Origin of the sequence: Rhodococcus sp. NBC_00294 (assembly GCF_036163995.1) — a bacterium.
Lineage (GTDB): Bacteria > Actinomycetota > Actinomycetes > Mycobacteriales > Mycobacteriaceae > Rhodococcoides.
Map to the genome: position 1 here is coordinate 2,378,615 of NZ_CP108043.1, position 23,527 is coordinate 2,402,141.

Here is a 23,527-nt window from a genome sequence, read left to right on the forward strand (position 1 = left end):
GCTCAGCGCTCGTGACCGAACGCACTCTCGTACTGATCAAGCCGGACGGCGTCGAACGTCGCTACGTCGGCGACATCCTCGGCCGTATCGAGCGCAAGGGGCTCGACCTCGTCGCCCTGAAGCTCCTGACGGTGGACCGCGAGGTGGCGGAGAAGCACTACGCCGAGCACGCCGAGCGGCCGTTCTTCCCCGACCTCATCGAGTTCATCACCTCGGGACCGCTCGTCGCGGCGGTGCTCGAGGGTCCTCGTTCCATCGAGGCCTTCCGTCAGATCGCCGGTGGCACCGACCCCGTGGCCAAGGCGACGCCCGGCACCATCCGCGCCGACCTTGCGCTGGACGGACAGAAGAACCTGGTCCACGGCTCCGACTCGCCCGAGTCCGCTGCTCGTGAGATCGCGCTCTGGTTCCCCGAGCTCGGCTGACGCTCCACCTCGAGTCCCACCCCCGACCGCCGGGCCGCACCGCGAACCCCGCAGTGGCACGCGGCGGTCGGGGAGTGTGGGATACTGGCCTAGGTCGCGACGCACACCACGCGAACGTGACCGGATGACAATCACGGACCGAAGCCCGTCATCGCGAACACGCGCAGGCATCGATGCGAGTCTCCTTCTCGCACCGCCGACGCGTCCCGCTGAAGATCAGGTGCTCGGATCGGCCATCCGCCCAGGCAGTGCGGTGACAGTCGCCGACCGTTCCGGTCGACGACCTGACGCAGTGCGAACCCGCTTTTTCGTCGGATCGTCCGATCCCGCGAACGAACCATGACTCCCGCGTGGCCGCGTGCCATTCGACGGACGACGCCCGATCGGGCACCTCGACCGTTGATGTTCGCGCCCGGGAGCCCGAGGAGAACACGTGGCCGACACCGTGCCGCCCCAGGAGCCGCTCGATCAGGGCGCCCCCACCTTCCCCGAGCGCATCCGCGTTCACGCGCTCGCCAAGCTGCTGGGAGTGACCAGCAAGCAGGTCGTCGCCCAGCTGGCCGAGATGGGCGTGGACGTCCGCAGCGTCCAGTCCAGCGTCGTTCGTGACGACGCGCAGACCGTCGCCTCCGCACTGGGTGCTCCGGCGCTCGACGCCGCCGACGTGGCAGATCTGCCCGCTGCCGAGAGCACACCTCCCGCCGCCGAGAAGACCAGCTCGGCGTCCACGGCCGACGAGAGTCCGGCCTCTCCCACCGAGCCGGACCTCTTCACGAACATCGAGACGGCCGAGGCGACGGCCCCGTCGTCCGCCGACCCCGCCACCGCGCCGCTGTTCCTGCAGCCGGAGGTCACCGAGGCGCCGAAGGCTCCCCGGACGCGGGCACGTCGCGCTCGATCCGCGCCGAAGAAGGCGGAGGTCGACGAGACCACGACAGCGGACGCACCCGAGGCCGAGGGCACTGCCGACGTGTCCACCCCTGTCGAGGTGTCCGCCCCCGCCGAGAGCACCCCCGCCGTCGAGACGGCGACCGAGTCCGACACCTCCTCGTCCGATGCCTCCGCGTCCGACGAGGGCACCGACGACGACGCGAACGAGCAGGACGGATCGTCCGGTCCTCGCCGCCGCCGCCGTGGCCGTCGTGGCCGTGGTCGTGGACGCGGCGACAACCAGAACGACGATCAGAGCGACGACGACGAGTCGGACGAGTCCTCCGCGGATCGCTCCGATGCGCCTGCCGCCGAGGACGCGACGGCGGAACCGGAGACCACGGACACGGACGACGCCGCGGAGGGCGACGACGCGCCGAAGCGCTCCTCGAGCCGCCGCTCGCGCAGCCGTCGTGGGTCGCGGGCGGACACGTCCGCCGACTCGGACGCGCCCGAGACCACCGATTCGAGCGACGCGTCGAGCACGAGCGACACCACTGCCGGCGAGACGGAACCGTCCGCGGAGGACACCGACGGTGTTTCCGGGGAGAACGACGGCGCCTCCGGGGACAACGACGACGACTCGACCGGGGACAGCGCGAGCCGTCGCCGGCGCCGCCGTCGTCGCCGCAAGAGCGGTGGCGAGAGCGCGGACGCCGAGACCACGACCGACGACGATCCGCCCAACACGGTGGTGCACGAACGCGAGCCACGTCAGCGCGCGGCCAAGTCCAAGGACGAGGTCCAGGGCATCACCGGGTCGACCCGGCTCGAGGCGAAGCGTCAGCGTCGCCGCGACGGTCGTGACGCCGGCCGTCGCCGTCCGCCGATCCTGACCGAGTCCGAGTTCCTCGCGCGCCGCGAGTCGGTGGACCGGACGATGGTCGTGCGCGAGAAGTCGCTGGCCGGGCACCCGGACCTGACCCAGGTCGCGGTGCTCGAGGACGGCGTTCTCGTCGAACACTTCGTCACCAGCACGGCCTCGGGCTCCATCGTGGGCAACGTCTACCTCGGCCGCGTGCAGAACGTGCTGCCCAGCATGGAAGCCGCGTTCATCGACATTGGCAAGGGCCGCAACGGTGTGCTGTACGCCGGCGAGGTCGACTGGGACGCCGCCGGTCTGGGCGGCAACAGCCGCAAGATCGAGCAGGCGCTCAAGCCCGGTGACCAGGTGCTCGTGCAGGTCAGCAAGGATCCCGTCGGGCACAAGGGCGCCCGGTTGACCACGCAGATCTCGCTCGCCGGCCGCTTCCTGGTCTACGTGCCCGGTGGCTCGTCCACCGGCATCAGCCGCAAGCTGCCCGACAACGAGCGCAAGCGTCTCAAGGACATCCTGCGCGACATCGTCCCGTCCGAGGCCGGGGTCATCATCCGGACCGCGTCTGAGGGCGTCAGCGCCGAGGAGCTCGAGCGCGACGTCACCCGTCTGCAGGCGCAGTGGGCCACCGTCTCGGAGCGTTCGACGGGTGCCGAGGCCTCCAAGTCGTCGGCTCCGGTCACGCTGTACGAGGAGCCCGACCTCCTGGTCAAGGTGGTCCGCGATCTCTTCAACGAGGATTTCTCCAAGCTGGTCATCGAGGGCGACCGTGCCTGGTCGACGGTGCAGAACTACATCGAGACCGTCGCCCCCGACATGCTGCCCCGCGTCGAGCGGTACACCTCGGCGTCCAAGGACGTCGATGTCTTCGGTGCCTTCCGCATCGACGAGCAGCTGGCCAAGGCGCTCGACCGCAAGGTGTGGTTGCCGTCCGGCGGCACGCTGGTGATCGACCGCACCGAGGCCATGACCGTGGTCGACGTCAACACCGGCAAGTTCACCGGTGAGGGCGGCAACCTCGAGGAGACCGTCACCCGGAACAACCTCGAGGCGGCCGAGGAGGTCGTGCGGCAGATGCGCCTGCGCGACATCGGCGGCATGATCGTCGTCGACTTCATCGACATGGTGCTCGAGTCCAACCGCGACCTGGTGCTCCGTCGCCTGACCGAGGCCCTGGGCCGCGATCGCACACGGCACCAGGTGTCCGAGGTGACGTCGCTCGGACTGGTCCAGATGACGCGCAAGCGCATGGGTACCGGTCTCATCGAGGCGTTCTCCACGACGTGCGAGCACTGCCACGGGCGTGGGCTGATAATGCATCAGTTCCCCGTCGAGCCGGCCAAGGACGAGGGTGGGCGCTCCCACTCCCGCTCCGATCGGTCGCGGTCCGACAACTCCCGTTCGGACACCACCTCCCGCTCCGACAGCCAGGCCTCCGAGGGCGGCTCGCGTCGCAAGCGCGGCGGCCGGGACCGTTCGGAGAATCGAGTCGACGAGACGACGACGGCCGAGACCACCGAGTCCGAGTCGGGAAGCGACACGGCTGTGCGTCGTGCTCATCCCGTCGCTCTGGCCATGGCGGCGCACCTGCATCCGGACGATGTCGCCGAGGTGGCGGACACCGTGTCGGATCCGATCGAGGACGCGACGGCCGCCGTGGCAGCGGTGCGCGACGCCGCCGGCCGCAACGGCCGATCGGACTCGGCCGCCGAGGTGACCGAGACGTCGGACACGCCGTCGACACCCGATTCCGCCACACCCGAACCCGCGGCGCCGGAGCCTGTCGCTCCCGAACCCACCGCCGCGACGCGTCCGCGCCGCAGTCGTCGGGTGTCCCGAGCGGCGTCCGCGCCGGCCGGGGACTCCGCCGGCACGGTCATCGTGGTGCCCTCGGCACCCGAGACGTCCACGGCAGCACCGACTTCCGACAGCGGCGACGAGGGCGGCGCTGCCGAACCCGTTGCAGTGACCGTCGGGGGCGGCGCCTCCGTGGAGCCCGTCGCACCGGTCCGGCGTCCGCGCCGTCGGGCAGCGGGTCGGCCGGCCGGACCGCCGGTGGACGACGAGGCCTGAGCTGCGGCCGAGCACCGGGCCCGGCGGTTTGACCGGGCCACGGGCTCTACCGTAATCTTGGACAGTCGCTGCCGGCGACGTGGCTCCGTCCTGTCCTCCGCGAGGTGAGCGGGCGCAGCCACCCGAACTTCGGTTCGCCGGCGCAAGAGTGTGACCAGCAGGGGCTGCGGAACCGCAGCCACGAGACCAGTCACGTCCCCGACCAGGGACGTGAGAACGCATCAAAGAAGCAAGGGGTAGCCCTCCGATGGCAACGTACGCGATCGTCAAGACCGGCGGAAAGCAGTACAAGGTCGCTGTAGGTGACCTCGTCAAGGTCGAGAAGATCGAGGGAGCGCCCGGAACGGCTGTCTCGCTTGCTCCTGTTCTCGTCGTCGACGGGTCCGAGCTGACCACCGGGGCCGACAAGCTGGCCGGCATCACCGTCACCGGTGAGGTCGTCGAGCACACCAAGGGCCCGAAGATCCGCATCCACAAGTTCAAGAACAAGACCGGGTACCACAAGCGTCAGGGACACCGGCAGAAGCTGACCGTCCTGAAGGTCACCGGCATCAAGTAAGTCCTGATACCGGTCTCCATCCGGCGTCTCTGCGTCACCACGGCTCGTTCCACCAGGGCTCGTCCATCACGGCACCGGCTCCACCAACCCCGGGAGGGTTTCTCATGGCACACAAGAAGGGCGCGTCCAGCTCACGCAACGGTCGCGATTCCAATGCTCAGCGTCTCGGCGTCAAGCGCTTCGGCGGACAGTCGGTCAGCGCGGGCGAGATCCTCGTCCGTCAGCGCGGCACCCACTTCCACCCGGGTGTGAACGTCGGCCGTGGCGGCGACGACACGCTCTTCGCCCTCTCGGCGGGTGCAGTTCTCTTCGGCACCAAGCGTGGCCGCAAGACCGTCAACATCGTCCCGGCCGCCGCGGAGGCCTGATTCTCCTGCGGCGCCCGCGAGGCCCGGCTTCGGCCGTTCGCGCGACGTCAGTGCACGTTCCCGTCAGGGGCGGTTCGGAGGGCTCGTCCTCCGTCCGCCCCTGACGGCGTTTCACCCCTCGGCGCCCTGTCGGCCGCCGATCTCTCAGCAGTTCAGCATCATCTGCCTTTCGGAAGGACCCTCCACCCATGTCGCGTTTCGTCGACCGTGTCACCCTGCACGTCAGTGCGGGAAAGGGCGGTAACGGGTGCTCCTCCGTCCACCGGGAGAAGTTCAAGCCCCTCGGTGGTCCGGACGGCGGCAACGGCGGCCGCGGCGGCGACGTGGTCCTCGTGGTGGATCCGAGCGTGCACACCCTTCTCGACTTCCACTTCCACTCCCATGCGAAGGCAGGAAACGGCACGCAGGGGGCCGGCAGCAATCGCGACGGCGCCGTCGGCGAGGACCTGATCCTGGGTGTCCCGGACGGCACCATGGTTCTCGACAGCGACGGCCGGATCCTTGCCGACCTGGTGGGCGAGGGCACGCGTTTCGACGCGGCGGCCGGCGGTCGCGGCGGCCTGGGCAACGCCGCCCTCGCATCGCGAGCACGCAAGGCGCCCGGCTTCGCGCTCCTCGGCGAGGACGGGGTCGAGCGCGACCTGGTCCTGGAGCTCAAGTCCGTGGCCGACGTCGGTCTGGTGGGCTTCCCGAGCGCCGGAAAGTCGTCTCTCGTCTCCGTGCTCTCGGCCGCCAAGCCGAAGATCGCCGACTACCCGTTCACGACACTGGTCCCGAACCTCGGCGTCGTCTCGAGCGGCGACACCACGTTCACCGTCGCCGACGTCCCCGGCCTCATCCCCGGCGCCAGCCAGGGCAAGGGGCTGGGCCTGGACTTCCTGCGTCACCTCGAGCGCTGTGCTGTGCTCGCCCACGTCGTCGACTGCGCGACCCTCGATCCGGGTCGTGATCCCGTGTCCGACGTCGACGCTCTCGAGGCCGAACTGGCCGCGTACACGCCCGCCCTGTCGAGCGACGCCGGCCTGGGCGAGTTGGCAGATCGCCCGCGCATCGTCGTGCTCAACAAGGTGGACGTTCCCGAGGCGCAGGAACTGGCCGACATGGTGCGCGAGGACTTCGAGGCCCGCGGCTGGCCCGTCTTCGCCATCTCCGCGGTGAGCCGGGAAGGTCTGCGTCCCTTGACCTTCGCCCTCGCGGAGTTGGTCGCGCAGTACCGCATCGATCATCCCAAGGCCGTCGCGCGTCGGCAGGTCATCCGGCCCGTCGCCACCGACAAGGCGGGCTTCAGCGTCATCTCCGATCCTGACGAGCCGGGCGGCTTCATCGTGCGCGGCGAGCGCCCGGAGCGGTGGGTCATGCAGACGGCCTTCGACAACGACGAGGCCGTCGGTTACCTCGCCGACCGACTCGCTCGTCTCGGTGTCGAGGCGGAACTGGTCAAGCAGGGCGCGCAGCCCGGGGCGTCCGTGACCATCGGCGACGTCAGCTTCGAGTGGGAGCCGCAGACCCCCGCCGGTGTCGACGTCACCATGACCGGCCGCGGTACCGACTCGCGCATCGACCAGGTCGAGCGCATCGGCGCGCCCGAGCGCAAGCACGCCCGCCGTGTCCGTCGAGGGCTGGAGAGCGACGAGCAGTGACCGCGACGCAGCCGCACGGGAGTACGCGGGAGATCATCGCGTCGGCGCGCAGCATCGTCGTGAAGATCGGGTCGTCGGCTCTCACCAGCATGGAGGCCGGACTCGACCTCGCCCGGCTGGACGCGTTGGCGGATGCGATCGAGGCGCGGATGCGTGCCGGGTCCGACGTCGTCGTCGTGTCGTCCGGAGCGATCGGTGCCGGTATGGCGCCGTTGGGTCTCAAGCAGCGGCCTCGTGACCTGGCGACGAAGCAGGCCGCGGCCAGTGTCGGCCAGTTGGCGCTGGCGCACGCGTGGGGCACCTCCTTCGGCCGCTACGGTCGGACCGTCGGTCAGGTGCTGTTGACGGCGGACGACATCGCCCGTCGGTCGAATCACCGCAACGCTCAGCGCACCTTCGACCGACTGCGCTCACTCGGCGCCGTGGCCGTCGTCAACGAGAACGACACCGTCGCGACGGCCGAGATCCGCTTCGGCGACAACGACCGTCTCGCAGCCCTGGTCGCGCACCTCGTCGGCGCGGACGCGTTGCTGCTGCTGTCCGACGTCGACGGCCTCTACGACGGCGACCCCCGCAAGGACCCCGACGCGACCTTCGTCCGCGAGGTCGCGAGTCCCGAGGATCTCGACGGCGTCGTCGCCGGATCGGGCGGCTCCCTCGGCACCGGCGGCATGGCGTCCAAGTTGTCCGCGGCCCGCCTGGCAGCGGACGCGGGTGTTCCCGTCCTGCTGGCGGCGGCGTCCGAGGCGGCCTCCGCCCTCAGTGGTGGACCGGTGGGGACCACGTTCACCGCGCGCCCGAACAGGTTGTCGGCCCGCCGATTCTGGGTTCGTCATGCCGCGGACACCGCCGGCGCCCTCACGCTCGACGACGGCGCCGTCACCGCGGTGATCGGCCGGCGACGCTCGTTGCTGTCGGCAGGAATCGTCTCGGTCAGTGGCTCGTTCGACGCCGGCGACGTGGTGACCCTGCACGGCGTCGACGGCACCGTGGTCGCGCGCGGAGTCGTCGCGTACGACGCGGCGGAGCTCGCCGGCATGATCGGTCGCTCGACGGGCGATCTCGCCCCCGAGGCCCGACGCCCCGTGGTGCACGCGGACGACCTCGTCCCGGACTGAGCGACCGGTCAGGCCGGAGCCGAGGCGGCGAGCACGCGCCGGAGTGCGAGGGCCAGCAGCGCCACCGCGACACCGGCCGCAACCATCGACCACAACGCCCAGCCGAAGCCGGTCAGCTCCGCGAGAGAGCCGAACGCGACGGGTGCCAGCAGCACCCCGATCCGGGCGATCAGCGACACCACTGTGAGGGCCGTGCCCGCGGTGATGCCGGGGAGTCGTCCGGCCAACCCGAACGCAGCCGGAAAGATCGGTGCCGCACCGAATCCCGCGACGGCGAACATCACCGGGGCGATCACAGGCGAACTCACCACGGGTGCCGCCAGGAACGCGGCCGCGATGAGCAGTGCGCCGCCCATCAGCACGGCGTGGCGTCCGACGCGGTCCACCACGGCGTCACCGACGAGGCGTCCGACGAACATCGCGGACGAGAAGGCCACGACGGTGAGACCCGCCAGTCCCGGCCCGGCCCCCAGATCGGTGGAGTAGATCGCACCCCAGGTCTGCGGCACGTCCTCGACCAGGGCGCACACCAACACGAGCCCTCCGAGCAACGCCAGGGCGCCGGAGAACACGCGCCGTGGCCCTCGGCCGGACGGTCGAGGGACGGTGTCGGGCACGGCGCGTCCGTCGGGAACCAGCGAGCGGTGAGCCACCAGCGCGAGCGCCAGCAGGACCCCACCGACGAGAGCGAAGTGGACGAGCACGGCGAGTCCGATCCCGGCCGCGGCGGCGCCCGTGAGGCCGCCGGTGACGGCCCCTGCGCTCCACGCCGCGTGGAATCGGTTGAGAAGCGAACGCCGCCGGTTCTTCTCGACGATCACCCCCTGCGCGTTCATCGCCACGTCCATGACGGCGTCAGCCCCGCCCAGGACGGCGAGAGCGAGTGCCAGTGCCCACCACGTCCCGGCGAGTGCCGGGAGTACGAACGCCAGGCACAGCACCGTCGCGGAGAGCAGGACGACTCGGCGACTGCCGAGCCGCCGGATACCGACGGCGGCCAGGGGAGTGGCGAGAAGGCCGCCGGTGCCGACTCCCGCGAGCGCCAGACCGAGCACCGACGCGTCGAGTTCGAGAGCATCGCGGATCGCAGGCAGGCGCGGCGCCCAGTTACCGAGCACCGCACCGTTGACGAAGAAGATCGCCGCGACGGCCCACGGGGCACCGCCGACGGTCCTGCCGTCCGTCACAGAAAGGACGCCAGGACCTCGGAGCAGCCGGCCTCGATCTTCTGGGCGGCGAACTCGTCCCCGCGGGTGCGTCCTCGGTTGACGATGAACACCGGGATGTCGTTCTTCCACGCGTGCCGGACGAAGCGCAGTCCGGACATGACGGTGAGCGAGGACCCCAGCACCACGAGCGAGCGCGCGGCGTCGACCATGTCGTAGGCGCTCCGGACGCGCGGCTTGGGCACGCTCTCACCGAAGTAGACGATGTCGGGTTTGAGGATGCCGCCGCACACCTCGCAGCCGACCATGCGGAAGTGGGCGGTGCTCTCGATGATCGCGTCGGCGTCCGGGGCGATCTCGACGCCGTCGGCACCGACGACGGACTCGATGAAGCCGGGATTGGCAGCGGTCAGACGTTCGTCGAGAGCCACGCGGGAGACGAGGCGATCACAGTCGAGGCAACGGACCCGGCCGTACACACCGTGCAGGTCGATCACCGAGCGGGATCCGGCCTTGGTGTGCAGCATGTCGACGTTCTGCGTGATGACGCCGGAGACGGTACCCACGCGCTCGAGCTCGGCGAGGGCGCGGTGCCCGGCGTTGGGGCGGGTGGCGTCCATGTGGCGCCAGCCGACGTGGTTGCGAGCCCAGTAGTGACGTCGGAAATCGTCGTCGCCGATGAACTGCTGGAACGTCATCGGGTTGCGCGGCGGAGAGTCCGGGCCCCGGTAATCGGGAATTCCCGAGTCCGTGGACATCCCGGCACCGGTCAGCGCGACGACGCGGCCGTCGGCCATCGCGTCCTGCAGAGAGAGGGCGCTGCGCGGCGACCGATCGAGAGAGCGTGGGGAAACCGAGGTCACGTCTCCAGAGTAGGTCGCCGCGTCGGCTGGGGTGGGGCGGCGGGGTGGGATGTCCGGTCGGCCCGTGGCGTCAGGCAGGAACCTCGATCAACGGGTAGACGCCGTTCTCGTCGTGACGCTCGTTGCCGACGACGGGCGGGTTGAACACGCACAGCATCCGCATGCGGGTCCGCGTCTCCACCGTGTGACGCTCGTGCCCGTTCAGCAGGTACATCGATCCCGGACCCAGGTCGTACGTCTCACCGGTCTCGCGGTCGGTGAGCGTGCCCTCGCCCTCGATGAGCCAGACGGCCTCGACGTGGTTGGCGTAATGGAAGTTGTTGACGGTGTTCGGCTCGATGGTGGTCTCGTGGAACGAGAACCCGACCTTGTCACCGCCCAGGACGATCCGCTTGGACCGCCACTGGCCGTCCTCGCTCGCGATGTCGCGCTCGGTTCCGGTGATGGCCTCGGTGGTGCGAACGATCATGTGGTCCTCCTCGTGCTGTGCAGACGTGCGGAACGCGATTCGGTCAGGAGCAGACGGTCGCGGTGGCGTCGGCCAGGATGCCGAGGCCGTGATCGAGATCCTCCTCGGTGATGGTGAGCGGCGGAAGCAGCTTCACCACCTCGTCGGAGGGTCCGGACGTCTCGGCGAGCAGGCCCTTGTCGTAGGCGAGCGCGGTGACCTTCGACGCCTTCTCCGCGTCGTCGAACACGAGACCCTGGACCATGCCGCGACCGCGGGTGCTCAGACCCTCGAAGCGGGCCGAGAGATCGATGAACGCGTCCTGGATCCGCTCGCCCTTGGCCAGGATCGACGCCTCGAACGCGCCGTCGGCCCAGTAGTGGTCGAGCGCGGCCTTGCTGGTGACGAAGGCCGGGCTGTTGCCGCGGAACGTGCCGTTGTGCTCGCCGGGACCCCAGACGTCGAGTTCCGGGCGCATGAGCGTCAGTGCCATCGGCATGCCGTAGCCGCCGATCGACTTCGACAGCGTGACGATGTCCGGCACGATGCCGGCGTCCTCGAAGGAGAAAAACGGCCCGGTGCGGCCGACGCCCATCTGCACGTCGTCCACGATGAGCAGGATGTCGCGGCGCTTCAGCAGATCTGCGAGCCCGCGCAGCCACTCGGCACGGGCGACGTTGACGCCGCCCTCACCCTGGACCGTCTCGACGATGACGGCCGCGGGGCGGTTGATGCCGCTTCCCGAGTCGTCCAGCACTCGTTCCATCCACTGGAAGTCGTCCGTGGCACCGCCGAAGTAGTTGTCGAACGGCATCGGGGTCGCGTGGACCAGCGGGATGCCGGCGCCGGCGCGCTTCATGGAGTTGCCGGTGACGGACAGAGCGCCGAGCGTCATGCCGTGGAACGCGTTCGTGAAGTTGATGACCGAGGAACGGCCGGTGACCTTTCGCGCCAATTTGAGCGCGGCTTCCACGGTGTTCGTTCCGGTGGGTCCGGGGAATTGCACCTTGTAATCCAACCCGCGGGGCTCGAGAATGCGCATGGTGAACGACTCGAGGAATTCGCGTTTCGCGACGGTGGACATGTCGAGACCGTGCGTGATGCCGTCCCGCATGATGTAGTCGACCAGTGCCTGCTTGAGCACGGGATTGTTGTGGCCGTAATTGAGCGCACCGGCTCCGGCGAAGAAGTCGAGGTAGCGACGGCCGTTCTCGTCGGTGATCCACGAACCCTGCGCGGTGTCGAACACTGCGGGCCACTGTCGGCTGTAGCTGCGGACCTGCGACTCGCGGGCCTCGAAGATGTCGGTGGTGGTGTCGGTCGGGGTGATGCTGGTGGTCATCGAGGTCCTTCGGGTGTGGTCGTCGGAAGTGTCGGCGAGCGTGCCGTCGAACGGGCCGACCGTGTAGAGGTCCTCCGGCTCGTGGCTGTCGGGAAAGTCCTTCGCTGCGAACAGATCTCGTCGGGTGATGGTGGTGTCGCGTCGTCGCGCCAGAGATGTGAAGAGGGCGATCGACGCGTCGTTGTCGGGGCTGATGGTGGTCTCGAGGAGGCGTGCTCCGCGTGGGGTGGTGCGGTCGACGAGGCCCTGCAGCATGCGCACGGCCAGGCCGTGCCCGCGCTGGTCGGAGTCGACCGCCACCTGCCAGACGAACAGGGTGTCGTCGGCGTCGGGACGGATGTATCCGGTGACGAAGCCGACCGGACGGTCGTCGGCGTCCACTGCCACGATCGAGGTGTCGGAGAAATCGCGGCACCACAGCACGTACGAGTAACTGGAATTGACGTCCAGTACTCGGGAGTCCCTCGCGATCTCCCACAATCGCGTCCCGTCGGCCACGCGTGGTGGGCGGAACGAGAAATCGATGTCGTCGGTCGGGGCGGCTCTCTGTAACACTGGCGTCATATTGCAGACGAACGTAACAAGGCTGACCGGACATGTCAGGCGCCCTCGTCGTCAGGCACGAGAATGGCACGCCTATCGCCAGTACGTTCGCCCCTTGTGAGTGTGGTCACACGACGATGCGTTCGTCGGCGACTCGGGGGCCTGCCGTGGTCCGCGGGAGGCGCGGGAACCCTCGCAGCGGCACCGCGGCGTGGGGCTGCTGTGACCAGTGTGAACAGGGTGATCAAGACTGAATGGTCTCGACGACGGTGAAATAAATGGTCAGAGCCCGGCGAGGCACCCACCGTTCCCGTTCGGTGATGGCTAATGTCCGGCACACTATGACTCCCACGGTCAGACTTCCCCGGCCCGCCCGACTGCGAGGCGCCGCTGCACGTGTCGGTGCAGCCAGCTCGACCCCCGTCGCGATGGTGCTCGCCGTTCTGCTCCCCACCGTGGCGGCCGGAGTGTTCTGGGTCTCGCAGACCGATCGCCCCGCCACCACCGGCACCGTTTCCGTCGCCGCCACTGCGGGCGGGTCCACGACGGACCCGCTCGCGTCGAGTCGGGCCGCCCTGACCAACACGGTCCTGCCGCTGCAGATCCTGAGTGGCGGTATGGCCGAGCTGTCCGACGGCAGCGTGGAGCTGGACGACGGCGCTCACCAGATGTCCGACGGCCTGCACCAGGCCCGCGACGGCTCGGCCGAACTCGCCGACGGCATGACCCAGCTCCGAGCCGGCCTCTGGCAGCTCGGTGACGGCTCGTCGCAGGTGAGCGGAGGAGTCGATCGCGTGGTGGGTGCGCTCACCGGCGTCGGAGCCGCGCAGGGCCAGATCGAACTGATCGTGCAGCAGACTCTCGACTCGCTCGCCGCGTCCACCGATCCGGGCGCCGCCGCGTCCGCGGATCAGCTGCGGCCGGTCCTCGACCTGCTGCGCACCCAGGGACTGAACGCCGGGGTGATGACCGACCTGCAGACGCTGCGCGATGGTGCGCGCACCGTGGCGTACCAACTCGACGATCCGTCCTCGGAGTTCGTCGACGGCATGGTGCGTGCCACCGACGGATCCGCGCAGCTGCGCGACGGCCTCGTCCTGCTCGACGACGGCGGGGTACGCCTCGTCGACGGCACCACGCGCCTGGTCGGGGGAGTCGGCCCGATGGAGACCATGTTCTCCACCCTGCGCACCAACGTGGAGAAAGCGTCCACCTCACTGCCGGCAGCAGAGCGGATCGAACCCGACCCGGCCGGCGGCGGTACCTCGTACGTGGTGCGGTCCGCCTCGGACGCGTGGCCGTACCTCGCGGCGGCGTTCGCGCTGGTCGCAGCAGCGCTCGTCGGATTCTTCGTCCCGCGCGCCCGCGCCGCGGTCCTGGGGGCGGTGGCCACCGCGTCGACGATGGTGTTGGCCCTGACGTTCGCCGACACCGGCGCGAGTCTCTCGGGCTCGATGGTCTCGACCGTCCTGATCGGAGTCTGGGTCGCCGCGGTGGCCACCGCGGCCCGTGCATTGCGCACCGCACTCGGAGCCGTCCGTGCCGGAGTGGTGCTCGGGGTCCTCGGGCTCGTCCAGGTGGTGCTCGGCGGGCTGGTCCTGCGCGGGGTCGGTGGTCTGCCCGACACGGTCGGACTCTTCACCCCCCTCGGCCAACTGGTCCGGTCGTTGGAGAACGCCGCCGCGGGCGGAAGCATCGTCACCTCGCTCGTGTCGGTGATCGCCGCACTGGTCACGGTGGCTGTATCGGTGGCCGTCCTGGCCGCGCATCGCACGATCGACGACGCGGAACCGGTCGACCACGGCGCCGATGCGGCTGTCGAGAACGACGCCGACGAGGCCGACCGAACCGAGGACGACAGCGTCTCGTCCTCCGTACGCTAGGACCACCGGCCGGACGATCCCGCGGCAGGAATACCTGTCGGCGCCGGGTGGGCGGAGGAGCGTGACGTGCTGCTCGACGGAGCCAACGCACTGATCTACGGGGGCGGCGGTGTCGTCGGGAGCCGGCTGGCCGTCGCCCTGGCCCGCGACGGAGCGCGCGTGCACCTCGCGGGCCGCTCCCGGACGAAGATGCAGCACGTCGTCGACATCATCCGCGCGGACGGTGGCCACGCCGAGGCGGCCGTCATCGACGTGCTGGACGAGGTCGACGTCGACGAGTACGTGGACGTCGTCGCCGCCTGTTCCGGGAGCATCGACGTGTCGATCGACGTCATCGTCCCTGGCCGGGCGTCGCGTGCGACCCCCTCCGAAGCGTCGGCGCGTCGGCTCGATCGCACCGAGGTCGCGGATCTCGAACGTCCGGTCCTGGACGCGCTGCGTGCCCACTTCATCACCGCGCGGGCGGCCGCACGGCACATGGTGTGCCAGCACTCCGGTCTCATCCTCGTTCCGCGCTGCCTGCCGACCGCAGGCGACGCGGGGCTGGACGCGTCGTCGCTGGCCTCCGTCGTCATCGATCGGCTCGCCGCGCAACTTGCCGGCGACCTGGTCGGCACCGGGGTGCGCGTCACCGCCGTCGACACCGATCCGACGTCGGCCGACGAGACGGCCCGACGGCTGGTGGCCGCGGCGTCAGACGGCGATACGTAGCGCCTCGACGAGATCCCGGTACAGGGTGTCGGTGTCGAGCAGCTCGCGGTGCGTTCCCTTCGACCGGACACGTCCGCGCTCGAGCACGAAGATGGTGTCCGCGTCGATGACCGTCGACAGGCGGTGCGCGATGGTCACCACGGCACCGTGCACCGACAGGTCGCGGATGGCGTCGTGGATGGCGGCCTCGGTGATGCCGTCCACCTGCGCGGTGGCCTCGTCCAACAGCAGGATGTCCGGTGGGCGGACGATGGCACGGGCCAACGCGATGCGCTGACGCTCGCCGCCCGAGACCGCCGAGTCGCGCAACTCGGTGGCGAGACCCGCCGGCAACAGCTCGATCTTCTCGGCCAGCCGCACGCGTTCGAGTGCCGCCCACAGCTCGGCGTCGGTCGCGTCCGGGTGGGTGAGCCGGAGATTGTCGGCGATCGTGCCCGGCAGTGTGGGTGTGGCCTGCTCGACGTAGCCGATGCGCGCGCGGATCTGACTGTGGGACAAGGCCGAGTACGGGACACCGTTCAGGGCGAGTTCGCCGTCCCGCGGTTCGAGGAAGCGCAGGATCAACGAGAACAGCGTCGTCTTGCCGGCGCCCGACGGCCCGACGACGGCGGTGTGGCCGCGCGACGGAATGCTCATGTCGATCGCGTTCACCGCGGCGCCCTCGTCGCCGTACCCGGCCGTGACCCGAGTGAGGGTGAGCGCCGAGACCTCCGCGCTCGCCGGCAGGTCCGCGACCGCGGTGGGCGCCTCCTTCTCGAGGTCCATCACCTGCACCTCACGAATGCGGGCCGCGGCGGCGATGCCGCGCTGCAGCTGCGAGACGTAGAGCGTGAGCTGGGCGACCGGACCCACCAACTGGAACGCGTAGAGCAGGAACGCGACCAGGCTGGAGACGGCCAGCGCTCCCGAGCTCACCCGATACGCGCCCACGCCGAGCACCGCGATGATGGTGAGCTGGATCCCGGAACCGGTGATGGTCCACGCCCAGGCCTCGAGACGCACTGCCCGGATACCGTAGGACGCCGAGACGCGGGCCTCCTCGATGACCAGCTCGCTCGAACGACTCTCCGCCCGACTGGCCTTGACCGTGCGAACGGCGCGCAACGCGCCCTCCAGGATGCCGCCGAGCCGACCCATCGCCTCCTGTGCATTGCGTTGAGCGCGAGCCACCTTCGGCATGAGGAACCCGGCGGCGACACCGATGAGACCGATGCCGAGCAGAGCCGTCCCGAGGAGGGGGAGGTCGAGGGTCGCCATGAGCACGATGACACCCACGATCGCGATGCTGCCGTTGACGATCTCGACCAGCGCCCAGGACGACGCCTCGCGGAGCAGCATCGTGTCGGACGTGACCCGCGTGAGCATCTCGCCCGCGGGACGAGCGGTGACCGCCGGGATGGTGGCGCCGAAGAACCGCCGCACCATCGATGATCGCGCCTCGAGCACGACGCGTTCTGCCATGGTTCCCAGGAGCAGACGTTGAGCCAGACCCACGATGATCCCCACGACGAGGAGCCCGACCAACAGGACGATGGCCGACCGCGTGGCGCCCGGGACGTCGAAGGAGTCCAGCAGTCGCTTGGTGACCAGCGGAGTGGCCAGGGACGACGCGGTGACCAGCAGACCGAGGAGCAGACCGAACCGGAACAACCGGCGATGCGGGCGGATGAAGGTCCAGAGGAGGCGGAGATTGGGGAGCCGACCTGGTGCATCGGGAGTAGCTGTCGTCACCTCGTCACACTAGTCGCGCGCCGACAGTCACCCCTTCTGTCCATCCTCCGGCCTACCCGGCCTACCCGGCCTACCCGGCCTACCCGGCCTACCCGGCCTACCCGGCCTACCCGGCCTACCCGGCCTACCCGGCCTACCCGCTCATCCCCGGCCGGCCTCCGGCCTACCCGCTCATCCCCGGCCGGCCTCCGGCCTACCCGCGCCCGATCAACGCGAACGGAAGCACCGCATCGGCCCCCGCCTGCCGGAGCGCCCGCGCCGCCACGGTGAGCGTCCACCCGGTGTCGGTGGAGAGATCGAGCAGCAGGACGGGTCCGCGATGCGCCGTCAGATCGGGTGCCTCGAAGGCGTCCACCAACGAGGCGACGCGGAACGCCGAGTTCGCGCCCGAGACGGGCCGGGCATCGGGCCGACGGTGCAGAACGCCCAGTGGCTCCAGCCTGCCGACCCTCGCCAGACGCTCCCCGAGGTCGTTCAACAGCGCCGGTCGGGAGTCGCTCTCCATGACCATCAGCCCGGTGGGCCGCTCGTCCCACGTCCACTCCGCGAGGACCTTGATGCACGCGGCCTCCAGCCCGTCGGGTGCCGGACCGTCCTCGCCGTCCGTCAGCGCGCGCAGGCGTGGTCCCCACACCGGGTCGGTGAGGCGGCCGAGGATGCGGCCGGTCTCCGGGCCGTCGGTGATCTTCCCCGACAGCTCGACGCCGACCTTCTTCAGTCCCGTCGGCCACTGCTTGCGGATGGCGAGGTCCAGCCCGGGTCGATCGAGACGGCGACGGGTCGACTCCACGTGATCGGCCGACACGTCCGCGGAGAGGTGCTGCCCGGTGCAGTTGTCGCAGCGCCCGCACCGGTCCGCCTCCGCATCCCCGGTGAGGGACGGATCGTCGAGTTGCCGGCGCAGGAACGCCATCCGGCACTCGTCGGTGCTCTGGTACTCGATCATCGCGCGCTGCTCGGACAGCCGTGCCTCGTCGAGTCGTTCGTAGCGCTCCCGGTCGTAGTGCCAGTGTTCCCCGGTGCCGAGCCAACCCCCCTTGACCCGCCGGACGGCACCGTCGACGTCGAGGACCTTGAGCACCATCTCGAGCCGAGTGCGTCCGAGCTCGACGAGCGGTTCGAGAGCCTGGGTGGACTGGGCGCGCTCGGTGTCCAGCACCTCGAGCACCCGACGTACGACGTGTTCGCGAGGGAAGGCGACGGACGCGAAGTAGCTCCAGATCTCCCGGTCCTCCGGACCGGGCAGGAGGACGACGTCGGCGCGCTCGGTGGCGCGTCCCGCGCGGCCCACCTGCTGGTAGTAGGAGATGGGCGACGACGGTGCACCCACGTGCACGACGAACCCCAGATCGGGTTTGTCGAAACCCATGCCCAACGCCGAGGTCGCGATCAGCGCCTTCACACGGTTCTGCAGCAGATCCTGTTCCGCCGCTTCGCGTTCCGTCGGATCGGTCTGGCCGGTGTAGGCGGCCACCTCCATTCCTCGATCGCGCAGCAGCGCCGCGAGGTCGTTGGCTCCCGCGACCGTCAGCGAGTAGACGATGCCCGAGCCGGGCAGGGTCTCGAGATGGTCGGCGAGCCAGGCTATGCGCGCCGTCGGATCGGGGATGGTGACCACGGACAGGTGCAGCGACTCGCGCTGGAGACCGCCACGCAGGACGGTGGTGTCGGCCCCGCCGACACCGAGCTGTGCCGCGACGTCCTCGACCACCCGATCGTTCGCGGTGGCCGTGGTGGCGAGAACGGGGACCCCCTCGCGCAACTCGGCGATGAGCGACCTGATGCGGCGATAGTCCGGCCGGAAGTCGTGACCCCAGTCGGAGACGCAGTGCGCTTCGTCCACCACGACGAGCCCCGCGTCCGCGGAGAGCGAGGGCAGCACCTGATCGCGGAAGTCCGGATTGTTCAGCCGCTCCGGGCTCACCAGCAGCACATCCAGTTCACCGGCCGCGACGCGTGCGTGGACGTCGTCCCACTCGGTGACGTTGCCCGAGTTGATGGTGGCGGCGGTGACCCCGGCGCGCTCGGCCGCAGCGACCTGGTTGCGCATGAGCGCGAGCAGAGGCGACACGATGACGGTCGGTCCGAGCCCCTGCTCGCGCAGCAGGCGTGCGGCGATGAAGTACACGGCCGACTTTCCCCATCCGGTGCGCTGCACGACGAGTGCGCGTCGATGATGGACGACGAGCGCCTCGATCGCCGTCCACTGGTCCTCACGGAGAACGGCATCGGGGCCGGCGAGGTCGGTCAGCAGCTCCTGTGCGCGCTCACGGGTACTCATGCGTCACGCGTCCCGGCGAGAGCCCGGTCGACCTCGGTGACGGTGGGAGCCGAGGACCCGGCGCCGTCGCGCGTGGTGGCCACGGCCCCTGCCGCACACGCGCGCCGAACCGCGGCGGCGGGGCCGTCGCGCCACGCGGCGGCCAGCGTGCCGGCGAAGACGTCGCCGGCGCCCGTGGTGTCGACGGCCTCGACGGCGGGCGAGGGATGGGCGGTGACGACGCCGTCGGCGCTGCGATGGCGGGCACCGTCGGCCCCCAGCGTGGTGACCACGTGCGGAATGCGGGCGAGTGCGTCGACCCCCAGGGCGTTCTCCTCGTCGCGGTTGACGATCGCGACGTCGACGAGACCCAGCAAATCGTCGGAGAGCGGTTGCACCGGTGACGGATTGAGGAACACGAGCGTACCGTTGGCCCGCGCGTGTCGCGCCGCCGCGACGACCGTCGCGACGGGCGTCTCGAGTTGGCACAGCAGGACGTCGGCTTCGGCGACGGCAGCCAGTTCCTCCGCCGTGAGCTCGGTCAGGGTCTCGTTGGCACCGCCCACGACGACGATGGAGTTCTCCGCGGCGTCGTCGACCGTGATGACAGCGACGCCACTCGCGCCCTCGACCTCGCGCAGCAGCGACGCGTCGACCTCGGCCCCGACGAGGGTCTCGCGCAGTTCGAGCGCGAAGGTGTCGGAGCCGACTGCTCCGACGAAGACCACCTCGGCGCCGGCCCGAGCGGCGGCGACCGCCTGATTGGCGCCCTTGCCGCCGGGGGAGGTGCGGAACGCGCTGCCGAGGACCGTCTCACCCGGTGCGGGCAGCGTGGGGGTGCGGGCGACGAGGTCCATGTTGATGCTGCCGACGATGGTGATGCGGGGACGTGCGGTGTCAAGATCGGCCATGGTGCACGACACTAACGGGTGGTTCGGACACCCGAGCCGTCTCGACGAGCGGGCGGCCAGTCCACGAACGACTTGCTCCGCGGCGGCGCGAACGTGCGCACCTTGGACGTGCGGAGACCCTGCCGGACCAGCCCCTCGGCGACGGTGATCGCCGCGGTCACCCCGTCGACGACGGGAACGTCGACCCTGGCCCGCACGGCGGCGTCGAGACCGGACATTCCGCCGCACCCCAGGACGATCACCTCGGCTCGGTCGTCGCGCACCGCGCGCTCCGCCTCGTCGACCACGGCGCGCACCGCGGCATCGGGATCACGGTCGAGGTCGAGCACCCCGAGGCCGCTGGCGCGGACCGACGCGCAGCGGGTGTGCAGGCCCGCGACGAGCAGTCGGTCCTCGATCAGCGGGACCGTGCGATCGAGGGTGGTCACCACCGAGTACGAACGCCCCAGGAACATCGCGGTGCTCGCCGCGGCCTCGGTGATGTCGACGACGGGAACGTCGAGCAGCTCCTGCAGGCCCTCGCGGCCGTGCTCGCCGTAGCCGGCCTGCACGACGGCGTCGAACGGTTCCGCGTACGCGCGAACGGTCTCCATGACCGCGACGGCGGCGAGGTACGACTCGTAGTTGCCCTCCACCGACTCGGCCCCGAACGCCGGCGTCAGCGCGACCACGGTGGTGCCCGGCGACGCGATCTCGCGGGCGCGCGCACCGATGGCCTCGGTCATGGATCGCGTCGTGTTGACGTTGACGACGAGGATGCGCACGGCAGCTCCGGAGTTCGACGGGAACGGGGTTCGGCGTCGCTCAGAGTAGACCCGCTCCGCAGGCCGGAAGATATATCGCGAACTCGGTTACGTTGGCAGCGCACGAGCGTGAACCGAACGAGAGGACCGGACCCACACCATGGCCGAACTGTTCTGCAACGGAGGCGCCATGCGTGGCGGCAACCTGCACCACAACGTCTCCAGTCACACCTTCCTCGGCTCGGTGCGGACGGCGCCGAACTACCGGTTCTTCGCGGTGCGCGACGAGTTCCCCGGCCTGCTGCTGACCGAGACCGGTGGCGCCTCCATCGCCGGTGAGCTGTACGACGTCCCGATGGAGAACATCCGCACCGACTTCCTGCCGGAGGAGCCCGTCGAACTCGAACTCTCGGTCATCGAGCTCGCCGACGGACGGTCGGTGATGGCCGTGGTGCTGCGACCGGGCCTGGTCGACTCGCTGTCCGCCGAGCTCACCGAGATCACGGATCTCGGTGGGTGGCGTGCCTATCGCGGGCTTCCCGATCCGGACGAGACCGTCTCCGCGGGAGCATGAGTCGTGTCCGCCGCTGCTGACTTCCTCCTCTTTCCCGATCTCGCCTCGCGCGCTCTGGGCGGGTCGGTGAGCGCCGCCAACGACGAGTTGTTCGCCCAGCGCGAGAACCTGATCAAGCCGACGGCGCCGTTCTTCGATCCGTCGGAGTTCGGCCACAAGGGCAAGGTGTACGACGGCTGGGAGACCCGCCGCCGACGCGACGACGGGCACGACTGGGCTCTCGTGCGGCTGGGTGCGGCGGGCATCGTGCACGGCGTCGTCGTGGACACCGCGTTCTTCCGCGGCAACTATCCGCCGTTCGTGTCGGTCGAGGCCGCGTCCGTCGAGGGCTACCCCTCGGCCGAGGAACTGTCGACGGTGCAGTGGCACACCATCGTCGAGAAGTCGCCGGCCGACGGTGACACGGCGAATCTGTATCCCGTGACCGATACCCGTCGCTGGACCCACGTCCGGTTGTCGATCTATCCGGACGGGGGAGTGGCGCGGTTGCGGGTGCACGGCGAGGTGGTGCCCGACCCGCGGTTCCTGACCGGAACGGTCGATCTGCTGGCGGCGGAACACGGTGGGCGGCTCGTGGAGTGCTCGGACGCGTTCTACGCGTCTCCGGCCAACATCATCCTGCCCGGCCGTGCCCGGAACATGGGTGAGGGGTGGGAGAACTCGCGTCGGCGAGGCGGCGGAAACGACCACGCGACGTTCGCTCTCGCTGTCGCCGGGGTGCCGCGGCACGTGGAGGTGGACACGTCGTACTACGTCGGCAACGCCCCGGGCTGGGTGCGACTGAGCACCGTCGACGATCGGGTCGCCGACGTCGCGGATCCGTCCGCGTGGGCCGAGGTCCTGCCGCGTACGGCGGTCCAGCCCGACACGCGGCACCTGTTCCTTCTCGACGGCGCCCCTGCCGCAACACATCTGCGCCTCGACGTCTACCCGGACGGGGGTCTGTCCCGGCTGCGGTTGTTCGGCGATCCGGACGAGCGTGGCCGCGTCGACGCGCGCGCCGCCTGGTGGGACGGGCTTCCCGCCGAACACCGCGCACTCCTCGCCGAGCAGGCCCCGGCATGAGCGCGTGGGATCTCGCGTTCCGCGCGCGCCGTGCGGTCGTGACCGCGGCCGACGGTTCCCGTACCGAGACGGCGTGCACGGTGGGGGTGCGGGACGGCCGCATCGTCGCCGTCGTGGGTCACGACGATCCCGTCGATGCGGACGTCGTCGTGGACCTGGCCGACGACGAGGTACTGCTCCCGGGCCTGGTGGACACCCACGTGCACGTGAACGAGCCCGGTCGCACCGAGTGGGAGGGTTTCGCGAGTGCGACGGCCGCCGCGGCCGCCGGGGGCATCACGACCCTGATCGACATGCCGCTCAACAGTATTCCGTCGACGGTCTCCACCGACGCACTCGACGTCAAACGAGCGGTGGCCGAGCCCGAGGCTCGCATCGACGTCGGCTTCTGGGGTGGCGCCGTACCCGGCAACGTCCCGGACCTGCGCGCGATGCACGAGGCCGGTGTCTTCGGCTTCAAGTGCTTCCTGTTGCACTCGGGTGTCGACGAGTTCCCGCCTCTCTCGCCCGCCGAGCTCGAGGAGGCGATGCGGGAGATCGCCTCGTTCGACGGACTGCTGATCGTGCACGCCGAGGACGCGCAGATCATCGCCGACTCCGAGAACGCCGGCGGCCGGGACTACGCCGGTTTCCTGGCGTCGCGACCGCGCGCCGCGGAGAACACGGCCATCGCCGACGTGATCGCGGCGTCGCGGCGGACGGGATGCCGCGTCCACATCCTGCACCTGTCGAGTGCCGACGCCGTGCCGCTCGTGGCGGCGGCGAAGAAGGACGGTGTGCGGATCACTGCCGAGACCTGCCCGCACTACCTGTCGTTCGCGGCGGAGGAGATCGCGGACGGGGCGACCCAGTTCAAGTGCTGCCCGCCCATCAGGGAGGCCGACAACCGGGACGCGTTGTGGCAGGCGTTGTCCGACGGCGTGATCGACACGGTGGTCACCGATCACTCGCCGTGCACCACGGAGCTCAAGCGGTTCGACATCGGCGACTTCGGTGTCGCGTGGGGCGGCATCGCCTCGCTGCAGGTGTCCTTGGCCGCCGTGTGGTCCGAGGCCCGTCGGCGTGGGCACTCTCTCGCCGACGTCGTCGGGTGGATGTCCGCGGCGACGGCTGCTCAGGTCGGACTGGAGAGCAAGGGCGCGATCGCGGTGGGCAAGGACGCCGACCTGGCGGTGTTCGCACCGGACCAGGAGTTCGTCGTGCACGCGGAGGAACTGAGGCACAGGAATCCGGTGAGTGCGTACGACGACCGCACGGTGACGGGCTGTGTGCGCTCGACCTGGCTCGCCGGACGACGCATCGATCTCGACGGTCCACCGCAGGGAAGGCTGCTGACGCGCGGCTGATTGCAGATTGT

19 protein-coding genes and 1 pseudogene are annotated in these 23,527 nt (G+C 70.1%); 11 read left to right on the forward strand and 9 right to left on the reverse strand.

The annotated features are described in order from the left end of the window. Positions 1 to 11: 11 nt before the first annotated feature. The 6 genes from ndk to proB all read left to right on the forward strand — a co-directional run bounded on the left by ndk (position 12) and on the right by proB (position 7,930). Positions 12 to 425, forward strand: a complete 414-nt coding sequence (gene ndk / locus OHB23_RS11160) for a nucleoside-diphosphate kinase (protein ID WP_056445877.1) — start codon at positions 12 to 14, stop codon at positions 423 to 425. Positions 426 to 858: 433 nt separating this feature from the next. After that, positions 859 to 4,245, forward strand: coding sequence for a translation initiation factor IF-2 N-terminal domain-containing protein (locus tag OHB23_RS11165; protein ID WP_328809543.1), 3,387 nt, complete (start codon positions 859 to 861; stop codon positions 4,243 to 4,245). Between the two features lie 247 nt (positions 4,246 to 4,492). Next, the gene (gene rplU / locus OHB23_RS11170; protein ID WP_027505669.1) at positions 4,493 to 4,804 is read left to right on the forward strand and encodes a 50S ribosomal protein L21; all 312 of its coding nucleotides are present in this window, start codon (positions 4,493 to 4,495) and stop codon (positions 4,802 to 4,804) included. Positions 4,805 to 4,908: 104 nt separating this feature from the next. Beyond that, positions 4,909 to 5,172, forward strand: coding sequence for a 50S ribosomal protein L27 (gene rpmA / locus OHB23_RS11175; protein WP_027505670.1), 264 nt, complete (start codon positions 4,909 to 4,911; stop codon positions 5,170 to 5,172). A gap of 188 nt (positions 5,173 to 5,360) precedes the next feature. Beyond that, entirely contained in the window at positions 5,361 to 6,812 is a 1,452-nt protein-coding gene (obgE, locus tag OHB23_RS11180; protein WP_027505671.1) for a GTPase ObgE, read from the forward strand. Then, a complete protein-coding gene (gene proB, locus OHB23_RS11185) occupies positions 6,809 to 7,930 on the forward strand; it encodes a glutamate 5-kinase (RefSeq protein WP_027505672.1) in 1,122 nt (373 codons plus the stop codon). The genes obgE and proB overlap by 4 nt, the downstream gene beginning before the upstream one ends. A gap of 8 nt (positions 7,931 to 7,938) precedes the next feature. On the opposite strand, the gene OHB23_RS11190 is transcribed toward proB, so the two are convergent. The 5 genes and pseudogenes from OHB23_RS11190 to ectA all read right to left on the reverse strand — a co-directional run. Beyond that, positions 7,939 to 9,117 carry an MFS transporter gene (locus tag OHB23_RS11190; protein ID WP_328809544.1) on the reverse strand — a complete coding sequence of 393 codons (1,179 nt, stop codon included), beginning with the start codon at positions 9,115 to 9,117 and terminating at the stop codon, positions 7,939 to 7,941. Further along, positions 9,114 to 9,893, reverse strand: a complete 780-nt coding sequence (locus OHB23_RS11195) for a Sir2 family NAD-dependent protein deacetylase (protein ID WP_027505673.1) — start codon at positions 9,891 to 9,893, stop codon at positions 9,114 to 9,116. Before OHB23_RS11195 ends, OHB23_RS11190 begins: the two co-directional genes overlap by 4 nt. Positions 9,894 to 10,029: 136 nt before the next feature. Beyond that, positions 10,030 to 10,428, reverse strand: a complete 399-nt coding sequence (locus OHB23_RS11200; RefSeq protein ID WP_027505674.1) for an ectoine synthase — start codon at positions 10,426 to 10,428, stop codon at positions 10,030 to 10,032. 43 nt (positions 10,429 to 10,471) lie between these two features. Then, positions 10,472 to 11,749 carry a diaminobutyrate--2-oxoglutarate transaminase gene (gene ectB / locus OHB23_RS11205; RefSeq protein WP_328811625.1) on the reverse strand — a complete coding sequence of 426 codons (1,278 nt, stop codon included), beginning with the start codon at positions 11,747 to 11,749 and terminating at the stop codon, positions 10,472 to 10,474. A gap of 60 nt (positions 11,750 to 11,809) precedes the next feature. Continuing rightward, positions 11,810 to 12,313 (reverse strand): annotated as a pseudogene (ectA, locus tag OHB23_RS11210) (diaminobutyrate acetyltransferase); the annotation flags it as partial. Positions 12,314 to 12,633: 320 nt separating this feature from the next. Here ectA and OHB23_RS11215 point away from each other — a divergent pair. Together OHB23_RS11215 and OHB23_RS11220 are read left to right on the forward strand one after the other, a co-directional pair. Further along, positions 12,634 to 14,175 carry a hypothetical protein gene (locus tag OHB23_RS11215; RefSeq protein ID WP_162246773.1) on the forward strand — a complete coding sequence of 514 codons (1,542 nt, stop codon included), beginning with the start codon at positions 12,634 to 12,636 and terminating at the stop codon, positions 14,173 to 14,175. Positions 14,176 to 14,241: 66 nt separating this feature from the next. Then, complete coding sequence (locus OHB23_RS11220) at positions 14,242 to 14,886, forward strand: SDR family oxidoreductase (protein WP_328809545.1); 645 nt, start codon at positions 14,242 to 14,244, stop codon at positions 14,884 to 14,886. On the opposite strand, the gene OHB23_RS11225 is transcribed toward OHB23_RS11220, so the two are convergent. The 4 genes from OHB23_RS11225 to OHB23_RS11240 all read right to left on the reverse strand — a co-directional run bounded on the left by OHB23_RS11225 (position 14,869) and on the right by OHB23_RS11240 (position 20,552). Further along, positions 14,869 to 16,617 carry an ABC transporter ATP-binding protein gene (locus tag OHB23_RS11225; RefSeq protein WP_027505676.1) on the reverse strand — a complete coding sequence of 583 codons (1,749 nt, stop codon included), beginning with the start codon at positions 16,615 to 16,617 and terminating at the stop codon, positions 14,869 to 14,871. The genes OHB23_RS11220 and OHB23_RS11225 overlap by 18 nt on opposite strands. A 193-nt stretch (positions 16,618 to 16,810) precedes the next feature. After that, positions 16,811 to 18,898, reverse strand: a complete 2,088-nt coding sequence (locus OHB23_RS11230) for a RecQ family ATP-dependent DNA helicase (protein ID WP_328809546.1) — start codon at positions 18,896 to 18,898, stop codon at positions 16,811 to 16,813. Beyond that, positions 18,895 to 19,788, reverse strand: a complete 894-nt coding sequence (locus OHB23_RS11235; RefSeq protein WP_328809547.1) for a PfkB family carbohydrate kinase — start codon at positions 19,786 to 19,788, stop codon at positions 18,895 to 18,897. The genes OHB23_RS11230 and OHB23_RS11235 overlap by 4 nt, the downstream gene beginning before the upstream one ends. Before the next feature lie 11 nt (positions 19,789 to 19,799). After that, on the reverse strand, positions 19,800 to 20,552 hold the full coding sequence (locus OHB23_RS11240) for an aspartate/glutamate racemase family protein (RefSeq protein WP_027505679.1): 753 nt from the start codon (positions 20,550 to 20,552) through the stop codon (positions 19,800 to 19,802). A gap of 139 nt (positions 20,553 to 20,691) precedes the next feature. Here OHB23_RS11240 and OHB23_RS11245 point away from each other — a divergent pair, with 139 nt between their 5' ends. The 3 genes from OHB23_RS11245 to allB are packed head-to-tail and all read left to right on the forward strand — an operon-like array spanning position 20,692 to position 23,516. Beyond that, positions 20,692 to 21,105, forward strand: a complete 414-nt coding sequence (locus OHB23_RS11245) for an allophanate hydrolase-related protein (RefSeq protein WP_027505680.1) — start codon at positions 20,692 to 20,694, stop codon at positions 21,103 to 21,105. A 3-nt stretch (positions 21,106 to 21,108) separates the two neighbouring features. Then, on the forward strand, positions 21,109 to 22,170 hold the full coding sequence (gene alc, locus OHB23_RS11250) for an allantoicase (protein WP_222647189.1): 1,062 nt from the start codon (positions 21,109 to 21,111) through the stop codon (positions 22,168 to 22,170). Then, positions 22,167 to 23,516, forward strand: a complete 1,350-nt coding sequence (allB, locus tag OHB23_RS11255) for an allantoinase AllB (RefSeq protein ID WP_328809548.1) — start codon at positions 22,167 to 22,169, stop codon at positions 23,514 to 23,516. The genes alc and allB overlap by 4 nt, the downstream gene beginning before the upstream one ends. Positions 23,517 to 23,527: the final 11 nt, after the last annotated feature.